The sequence below is a fragment of the Desulfatiferula olefinivorans genome (genome assembly GCF_054657895.1).
In genome coordinates this window covers 48,019-54,606 of record NZ_BAAHXV010000029.1, presented here as the reverse complement: position 1 = coordinate 54,606, position 6,588 = coordinate 48,019, and the positions used below count along the sequence as shown (strand labels likewise).

The 6,588-nt window shown below is 57.7% G+C and carries 7 protein-coding genes; 5 read left to right on the top strand and 2 right to left on the bottom strand.

Annotation, left to right across the window (positions count from 1 at the left end):
• On the bottom strand, nt 1–338 hold a 338-nt coding region (locus ACYQ11_RS17145), incomplete at its 3' end, for a hypothetical protein (protein ID WP_459925039.1).
• A gap of 276 nt (nt 339–614) precedes the next feature.
• On the opposite strand from ACYQ11_RS17145, the gene ACYQ11_RS17140 reads away from it, so the two are divergent.
• Nucleotides 615–3,122, top strand: coding sequence for a helix-turn-helix domain-containing protein (locus tag ACYQ11_RS17140; RefSeq protein WP_459925038.1), 2,508 nt, complete (start codon nt 615–617; stop codon nt 3,120–3,122).
• Here ACYQ11_RS17140 and ACYQ11_RS17135 read toward each other — a convergent pair.
• Nucleotides 3,106–3,654 carry a hypothetical protein gene (locus tag ACYQ11_RS17135; RefSeq protein ID WP_459925037.1) on the bottom strand — a complete coding sequence of 183 codons (549 nt, stop codon included), beginning with the start codon at nt 3,652–3,654 and terminating at the stop codon, nt 3,106–3,108. The two genes, ACYQ11_RS17140 and ACYQ11_RS17135, sit on opposite strands and share 17 nt — an antisense overlap.
• Before the next feature lie 279 nt (nt 3,655–3,933).
• On the opposite strand from ACYQ11_RS17135, the gene ACYQ11_RS17130 reads away from it, so the two are divergent.
• The 4 genes from ACYQ11_RS17130 (at nt 3,934) to minE (ending at nt 6,565) form a co-directional block, all read left to right on the top strand.
• The gene (locus ACYQ11_RS17130; protein ID WP_459925036.1) at nt 3,934–4,656 is read left to right on the top strand and encodes a GAF domain-containing protein; all 723 of its coding nucleotides are present in this window, start codon (nt 3,934–3,936) and stop codon (nt 4,654–4,656) included.
• A 92-nt stretch (nt 4,657–4,748) separates the two neighbouring features.
• Entirely contained in the window at nt 4,749–5,447 is a 699-nt protein-coding gene (locus ACYQ11_RS17125; protein ID WP_459925035.1) for a septum site-determining protein MinC, read from the top strand.
• A 43-nt stretch (nt 5,448–5,490) separates the two neighbouring features.
• Nucleotides 5,491–6,291 carry a septum site-determining protein MinD gene (gene minD / locus ACYQ11_RS17120; RefSeq protein WP_459925034.1) on the top strand — a complete coding sequence of 267 codons (801 nt, stop codon included), beginning with the start codon at nt 5,491–5,493 and terminating at the stop codon, nt 6,289–6,291.
• A 10-nt stretch (nt 6,292–6,301) separates the two neighbouring features.
• On the top strand, nt 6,302–6,565 hold the full coding sequence (minE, locus tag ACYQ11_RS17115) for a cell division topological specificity factor MinE (protein ID WP_459925033.1): 264 nt from the start codon (nt 6,302–6,304) through the stop codon (nt 6,563–6,565).
• Nucleotides 6,566–6,588 lie beyond the last annotated feature (23 nt).

The window sequence follows — 6,588 nt, the reverse complement described above, 5'->3', positions numbered from 1 at the left end:
GACGGCGTATCCTCCTGGCTGATCGATAGGGGTTCATAAAACTTGTCCATCACCATAGCAGAGGGGTCTTGAATGTGTAAAGAAAAGATGTTGTATAGTTTGCATGTCCCTTTTGAAATTAAAGTTCTGACGAGGATGGCCGATGTAAGGTACAAGAGCGCGACACGGCAGAAACCCATGACAGGAGGCGGATCATGAAATACGGTGAAATCAAATGGAAAGTGGAAAAGGTCATTTTTCAGATCGATGGCGGCGTGATCACGAGAAAGTCCGAAGTGGACGAAGGCCGGACCCTCATCAGGAAAGCCTGCTCCGAGCCGGATTTGCTCCTCGAACACGCAAGCCCCTCAGCCTGCCCCTGCTGATCCCATGACCTCAACAGGGCCCTCCCCGACGGATGGCCCTGTTTGTCTCATGGTTCCCCGCACCCATTGTGGGCGATTCCAACGCATCCTCCGGTTCTTCTCAAAGAATAGGTATTGCTGTCGAAATGAAAACCCAGGCAGGTATACCGTTACCGTTTTCATCGGCAAGGCTTCGGTTTGTCGCCCTTCATGAAAATCCCCTGTTGTGACAACGGCGGTATCCTTGTATAGAAAGGGTCGGATCATGCGATGATTATCACCCCCTTTGAGGAGAAAAACACCGTGATGCACGGCGACCCCACGGACAACCCCCGGCAGGCGCTGGCCTGGAATTTCATCGAACACACCGGACACCATGTGTTTCTGACCGGCAAGGCCGGTACCGGGAAAACCACGTTTCTCAAGACGTTGAAAAAAAAATCATCCAAACGGATGATCGTGACGGCCCCCACCGGTGTGGCGGCCATCAACGCCGGCGGGGTGACCCTTCACTCTTTTTTTCAGATCCCCCTGGGCCCCCGGGTACCGGGCATGACCTCCTCGTCGGCACGGGAAAGCCTTTTCCGCATCAACCGGATGAAAAAACAGATCATCCGCTGCCTCGATCTTCTGGTCATCGATGAAATCAGCATGGTCCGGGCCGATGTGCTCGACGCCGTGGACGAAGCCCTCCGATACCATCGAAACAACCCGGCCCCCTTCGGCGGGGTTCAGCTTCTGATGATCGGCGATCTGTACCAGCTGCCTCCGGTGGTCCGTCCCGAAGACTGGGAAATCCTTCGGCCCCATTACGGGACCCTGTTTTTTTTCGGCAGCCTGGCGCTTCAGAACGCACAGCTGTTCACCATCGAGCTTGAAAAAATTTACCGGCAGAGCGATGAGGCTTTTATCAGGCTGCTCAACCGGGTCCGTGACAACCGGCTTGGTCCCTCCGATGCGGCGACGCTGAACCGGCGCGTCATCACGGGTTTTTCTCCGTCGGACGATCAGGGATTCATCACCCTCACCACCCACAACCGGAACGCCGAAGCCATCAACCAGGCGCGACTTGAGGCCCTGGACGGAGATCTCCGGGTACTCGATGCGGACATTCTGGGCGAATTCCCCCCGGCGAATTTTCCCACCATGGATCTTTTGCCGCTGAAAATCGGCGCCCAGGTGATGTTTCTCCGCAACGATCCCTCCCCGGACCGGCTTTATTTCAACGGAAAAATCGGCCGGGTCGCCGCCATCTCGGACCAGAGTGTCCGGGTTCGCTGTGAGGACATCGACGACGTGGAACTCGAGCGGGTTTCCTGGGAAAATATTCGTTACACACCCAACGAGGAAACCGGTGAAATCGAGGAAACGATCATCGGCAGCTTCACCCAGTTCCCGTTAAAACTGGCCTGGGCCATCACTATCCACAAAAGCCAGGGTCTGACCTTTGACAAGGCCGTCATCGATGCCGCGGCCGCCTTCACCCACGGACAGGTCTACGTCGCCCTCAGCCGATGCCGGACCTTCGAGGGCATGGTGTTCAGTTCACGGGTGCCCGAGCGGGGCATTGACACCGACGGGGCCGTGTCGACGTTCATGAATCGGGTCCGGAGCGATCCCCCCACCGAACAGCAGCTCCGGGACGCCCGTCGGGCCTATGAACAGAGTCTCCTGCTGGCCTGTTTCGACTTCACCCCCCTGTCCAGACATCTCCACACCCTGCTCCGGGCCGCCACAAACCGGAAGGACCGGGTTCTGATTTCAGGCATTCCCGATCCCGCGGCCCTGGCTGAACGGGCCTTCGGCGAGCTTGTCCGTGTGGGTGAGCGGTTTGGCCGGCAGCTGGCCGCCCGTTTTTCCACAGGCGATCTGCCCGGATCCGATGACTACATCCGAGAGCGGGTGGCCAAGGCCCGGGTCTGGTTTACGGAAACCATCGACACGATATTCCGTGACCTGATGCGGGGCGTCACGGTGGAAACGGATAACCAGGATCTCCGACGCACCCTGGGCCGGACGCTGGATCTGTTGAAAACCGAGGTGGCCCTCAAACGGGCGGGCATCCAGTCCTGCGAACCCGAATTTTCCCCGGCCCGCTACCTGAGGAGTCTTTCCCGGGCCGCCCTGACCTCCGAAACGCCGCGCTCCACGCCGCCCCCCGCCCAACCCCTTGAATCGGATATCGCCCATCCCGCCCTCTACCGGGCACTCAAGGACTGGCGTGAACGCAAGGCCGCCGAGATGAAGGTCCAGCCCCACCAGATCATCCCCTTAAGGGTCCTGATCCAGATCGCCATCGCACTGCCCGACACCCGTAAGGCCCTGTCGGCCCTCCGCGGCATGGGTAAAAAAACCTTGGGCCTTTATGCCCGGGATCTGCTCGATGAGGTGATTCGATACCGCAGGACCCAGGGCGTGGGTCCGGCAAGGGCCAGCGCGGCCCCAACGGCCGATGGGGATACCCGACAGCTCAGCCTCGCGATGTTTCAACAGGGCCAACCCGTCGAAGCCGTTGCCCGGGAACGGGGATTGACGGAAAACACCATCCTGGGCCATCTCAGCCATTTCATCGAACAGGGGCTTCTTTCCATCGATGCACTGATGCCTGAAGAAAAGCGATCCGCCATCGCCGCCGAACTGGCCCGGTCCGACGCCTCCCCCGGATCGCTCAAAACCGTCAGAGAACGGCTGGGGGACTCTGTTTCCTACGGTGAGATCCGTCTGGTCATGGCCCATCGAAATCGACTTGCCGGCGTGAATTCTACCACTTCAGGCTGATGATGGGCACACACATCAGGACGGTGGAGCCGGCGCCGATCCCCCCATGTTTTTCCCCATCCGCGCCGAGAACGGCCGTGATGATAAATCCCGCCGTGGCAGCCACTCCGGAGACGATATGAACATTATAGGCAGACCATCCCTCTTCGAGGTCAAAATAATCACTGTACTCCAAAAACCCCGACACACAGGTTGCGGTAGCCGCCGTGGCGGCGGCATAACCCAGCGGCTCATGGACATCCTCGTTTGAACTTGACACGGCGGCGGCCAGGGCCAGGGCCAGGGTGCCGTAACCCAGAACCATGTGAGCGGAACCCATATCCGGCTTCCGACGGCCGGACGTGTTCGCCGGAGCCGCGGCCGGGACCATGGACGCATCGAACTCAACGTCCGGCAAAACCCATTTTGAAAATAATCGCTCGGACGACAAATCCAAGCCCATCTCTCCGGCCTGGGCCGAAAACGAGGTTGCCCCGATCATGCAGGCCGTCATCAAAACCGAAATCGACGACAAAACGGCGGATCTTTTCATTTTATTCTCCTTACCATTGCGGTGACGGGATACACCTATCGAGCCCGATCAAAACCTTCATCGGAGTTCGTTCCGGCGTTTATTCTCTTGGGTGGTGAATAAGGGTCAATCATAGAATGGCATCATAAAGCCGATGGATGATTTTTACCATCGAATGATGAGAATCCGCAATGTTTTTCACGGGCTTTGTCTTGAAAATTCCCTTGTTTTATTTTATAGATAGGCCTGATTGAAATCGAGGTTGACCAAGAACATAAACCCCTCGCCGGGAGCCTTTGGATGGAAGAGCACAACCCTGAAGTTTTTGAAAAATACTTCAACGCCCTCATGGAAATCAGCCGGGCCATCACCTCGGATCGATATCTGGAAGACATCCTCAAGCTGATCGTAATGGTCACGGCCAAGGTCACCGAAGCTGAAGTCTGCTCTCTGTGGCTGATCGAGGAAACGAAAAACGGAAAGATTCTGCGCCTGAAAACCACCCAGGCCATCGAGCACGAGTACGTCAAGGATCGCAGCCTGAGCATGGATGAGGGGGTCGTGGGCTTTGTGGCCACCCACACCAAACCGCTGATCGTAAAAAACGTGCTGGAAGAACCCCGGTTCAAGGAAAAGGACATGGCCCGAAAGCTGGGCCTGGTGTCCATGGTCAGCGTGCCCATGCAGGTCCAGGACGACAATGTCATCGGCGTGATCAACTGCTTCACCACCCGGCCCCACGACTTCACCGAAGCCGAAATCAACCTGATCACCGCCGTGGCCAACCAGGCGGCGGTGGCGATCTTCAACACCAAGCTGATGTTTGACGCCCAGGTGATCCGTGAAGAACTGGAAACCCGAAAGCTCGTCGAAAAGGCCAAGGAGATCCTGATGACCCGAAAGAACATCACCGGAGAGGATGCCTTCAAATGGATGCGCAGGCGCAGCATGGACTCCCGGAAGTCCATGCGCAGCATCGCCGAGGCCCTGATTCTGTCCGAAGAGCTCAACGATCTGTCGTGAGCCCCGCACGCTCACTTTCCTGTTGAGTTTCACGGTCAATGTGGGTATCATCCCCGGACTTCATCACGATGATTGGATCAACAGGACAACCCATGACCATTGACGCGGACAGGCATCCCATTAAAACAGTCAAACTGCGGGGCAGCCGAGACGGATTCACGCTGCTGCTGGATTCGGATCAGCCCTACGACATCATCGAAAATCAGACGGAAGCGTTGTTTGTCAATCTCCGCCGTCTTGCCCGCGGGGCCAGTGTTGCCGTGGACGGGGGCACATCCGATACGCCTCAGGATCTGATCGAACGGCTTGGCTCGTTTTTGAAAGACCGTTTCGGCGTCCGGGACGTGTTCAGAAAAATCATAATCGAAAAACAGGCCGGGCCCGATGCCATGACGGAAAACGGGGTCGCGCCGGACGAGGAAGATATGGGAGACGTGAAAGTGATGGCCGGGCGCGTTCGATCCGGCCAGCGGGTGGACGCCGCCCACCACCTGATCATTCTGGGTGACGTCAACCCCGGCGGCGAGGTCACCGCCGGCGGAGACATCCTGATACTCGGCAGCCTTTGCGGCACGGCCATTGCCGGTCAGAGTACCGGGGAAAAGGCCATTATCCTGGCCCTGGATTTCCGCCCCACCCAGGTTCAGATCGCCGCACGGGTGGCCGCCGGCATGGCCGCATCCCCCGGAAAGAAAATCGAATACGCCTACGTGGAAAACGGCGCCATCGTGGTGGACAATTACCTGACGGCAAATCCTTTCGGAAAACTGCCGGTTCTGGAAGAACGATAACAAAGGGCCTGTTTCCTCGGCCCGACATCAAACGAGGTGCAATGTGGACGGAAAAGTCATAGTGATAACATCGGGAAAAGGCGGTGTGGGAAAAACCACGGCCACGGCGTCCATCGGAGCGGCCCTGGCCCGGGAAGGAAAGAAGGTTGCGGTGGTGGACATGGATATCGGCCTCCGGAACCTGGATGTGGTCATGGGCCTTGAAAACCGGGTGGTCTTCAACATCGTGGACGTGGTCCGCGGCAAATGCCGCGTCGGCCAGGCCGCCATCAAGGACCGTCGGATCGACAACCTGTTCCTGATTCCGGCCTCCCAGAGCGACAACAAAAACTCCCTGACCCCCGACCAGATGAAAGAGGTCTGCAAGGAACTGAAAAAAGAATTTGATTTTGTTCTGATGGACTGCCCGGCCGGGATCGAGCAGGGGTTCGAAAACGCCGTGGCGGGTGCCGACCAGGCCGTGGTCATCTGCACCCCCGAGGTGTCGTCGATTCGTGATGCGGACCGCATCATCGGCCTTCTGTACGCCAAAAACATCACCCCCAAACTGATTGTCAACCGCATCATCCCGGCCATGGTGGAAAAGGGCGACATGCTCAGCCACGAGGATGTGGTGGATGTGCTGTCGGTGGATCTGATCGGCCTGGTGGAAATGGACGACCAGGTCATCGTGTCCACCAACACCGGAGCCCCCCTGGTCATGAACAAGGAGTCCAAAGCCGGGACGGCCTTTTCACGCATCGCCAAACGGTTGAACGGTCAGCCCGACCTGCCCATCGAAATCCCGCGCACGCCCGGAGGCCTGTTCAAAAAATTCGGTCGCAGAATCGGTTTAAGCAGATAAGGGGGAGAGGATGTTCAACGATTTGATACAGAAATTACGCGGCACGAAAACGACCAGCAGCCAGGCGGCCAAAAAACGGCTGAAATTCGCCATCGTCTATGACAACCTGGAGGTCTCCGACGAGGTGCTGGATTCCCTGAAACACGACATCATCGAGGTGATTTCACGCTATTTCGAAATCGACACCAGGGGCATCAGCCTGGACATCGACCGGTCGGACGAGTCCTCGTCCCTGGTGCTCAACACCCCGATTCTCTCGGCCATCCGTCGATAAAAATAACGGGCACGCGTTGTTTC

Excerpts from the sequence above, each read along its gene's own strand:
- minE (WP_459925033.1), top strand. The coding sequence starts at position 6,302 with ATGTTCAACGATTTGATACAGAAATTACGCGGCACGAAAACGACCAGC.
- ACYQ11_RS17125 (WP_459925035.1), top strand. The coding sequence starts at position 4,749 with ATGACCATTGACGCGGACAGGCATCCCATTAAAACAGTCAAACTGCGG.
- ACYQ11_RS17140 (WP_459925038.1), top strand. The coding sequence starts at position 615 with ATGATTATCACCCCCTTTGAGGAGAAAAACACCGTGATGCACGGCGAC.
- ACYQ11_RS17130 (WP_459925036.1), top strand. The coding sequence starts at position 3,934 with ATGGAAGAGCACAACCCTGAAGTTTTTGAAAAATACTTCAACGCCCTC.
- ACYQ11_RS17135 (WP_459925037.1), bottom strand. The coding sequence starts at position 3,654 with ATGAAAAGATCCGCCGTTTTGTCGTCGATTTCGGTTTTGATGACGGCC.